The organism is Shewanella colwelliana ATCC 39565 (assembly GCF_000518705.1).
GTDB lineage: Bacteria > Pseudomonadota > Gammaproteobacteria > Enterobacterales > Shewanellaceae > Shewanella > Shewanella colwelliana.
Map to the genome: position 1 here is coordinate 1 of NZ_JAEC01000057.1, position 1,601 is coordinate 1,601.

The window sequence follows — 1,601 nt, forward strand, 5'->3', positions numbered from 1 at the left end:
CTCCTTTTACTCAGTATTACCGTTATCCTTATTCTTCCAACGCTAGGTTGTGACAGCTAAACTCGTCGGTCGCCTGTTGAGATAGATACCCATAAATGTCATCGGCTGCTGGCAGCAAGGGCATGGCCGTATTGCTGCAATGCGTTTTGCTTCTTCGGCTAGGAGAAATACTGCCCCTGCGACAGCGAACATCAATTGTATTTGTTGCCTCAACTTGCGGAAGTTCCCGCTAAGTAACCCATAATCTCTGACTCGTCGTAACCCTTTAGGCAAAACATGCTGCAGCACTAACCATAGGAACTCTATCGCGGGTAAGGTACGCACTTTATTGGTCTGAGTTTGGCTGTCCAGATACTCAAAGCTGACGTGCCCATCGATATTACTGATGATATTTTTATCAGGCAATACACCGCGATAGAGGTATCTTGATAAGTACTTCAGTGCGGGTAAGCCTTTGCCAACATGTTGGCAATCTACCACCCACTTCTTGGGGATAGCAGCTGGAAGTGTGATATCTAGCTTCTTTGTCAGGCATTCCAGCAATCTTGCTCGCCACACTGTAGCGAGATTAAAAGCGTTAAACAGATATTTCCCTTTGCTTTTGCGCCACTGCCTTTTGTCTTTGTTGAAGCTTCCAGCGGGAATGATGAAGTGAAGATGCGGATGGTAGTCTCGGCGTCTGCTGTGGGTATGCAGTACTCCCGTGAAACCTATCTCTCCACCAAGTGATTTTGAGTTGTGTGCAAAGTCTTTAAGTACACTGGCAGCAACTGAAAACATAGCTTGATAGATCAACTCAGGTTGATGTTTTGCAATGACTCGAAGCTCAAAAGGTAGGGTAAAAGTCACCATGTAATACTCAGCGGGTAGTAGTTTAGCTTGCTGCTTGTTGAGCCAATCTATAGTGGTGTTGTGCTGGCATTGAGGGCAGCTCCGGTGACCACATGAGAGTGGATAATCAGTGGTATGAGTACAACTCTGACAGACCCAATGACTCGTGCGTTCAGTATTGGTGCGGCAACTGAGCATCGAATAAATGGCTTGCCGCATCGCGGTTGTTATCTGTTGCTCGTATGTCTGATTAAACGCATCAAGATGGTCACGTAAAATATCGATGAACTTCATACGTCATACTCCCACTTCAGCGCTAAGCTCTCTGTCAGCAGGTTAATGGCCTCGACTGTGTTCTTGCGGGTGATTTGGGTAAGCCGTGTATATCGTGCAGTGGTATTAAGGCTGTTATGACCGAGTAGGCTTTGAACGGAGCGCAGATCTAATCCTTGTTCTAGCAAGTGAGTGGCATAGCTGTGACGTAGATTATGAGGGCTGATGGATTTATGAATGTTGCACTCAGCAATGACTCGTTTTAGCGCTTTTTGGATCCCGCCTTTGTCCATCAATGAGTCAGACTTGTTATCTTTACCGGGAAATAGGTAGCGGGGATGGCGATGGGTTTGCCAGTAATAACGTAGTGCTAGTAAAGTACGTTTAGGTAACGGAACCAGCCTGTCCTTTCCTCCTTTAGCGTTACGAATATGCACCTGCATTAACTGTGAATCGATATCCCCAACTTGCAAAGATATGCCCTCACCAAGGCGGAG

General features: G+C 46.4%; 2 protein-coding genes. Both read right to left on the reverse strand.

What is annotated here, in order from left to right:
* Positions 1–42 precede the first annotated feature (42 nt).
* Complete coding sequence (locus L876_RS0116255) at positions 43–1,125, reverse strand: IS91 family transposase (protein ID WP_028764760.1); 1,083 nt, start codon at positions 1,123–1,125, stop codon at positions 43–45.
* A partial coding sequence (locus L876_RS0116260; RefSeq protein ID WP_028764761.1) for a tyrosine-type recombinase/integrase occupies positions 1,122–1,601 on the reverse strand: 480 nt, incomplete at its 5' end. The genes L876_RS0116255 and L876_RS0116260, both read right to left, overlap by 4 nt.

Excerpts from the sequence above, each read along its gene's own strand:
- L876_RS0116255 (WP_028764760.1), bottom strand. The coding sequence starts at position 1,125 with ATGAAGTTCATCGATATTTTACGTGACCATCTTGATGCGTTTAATCAG.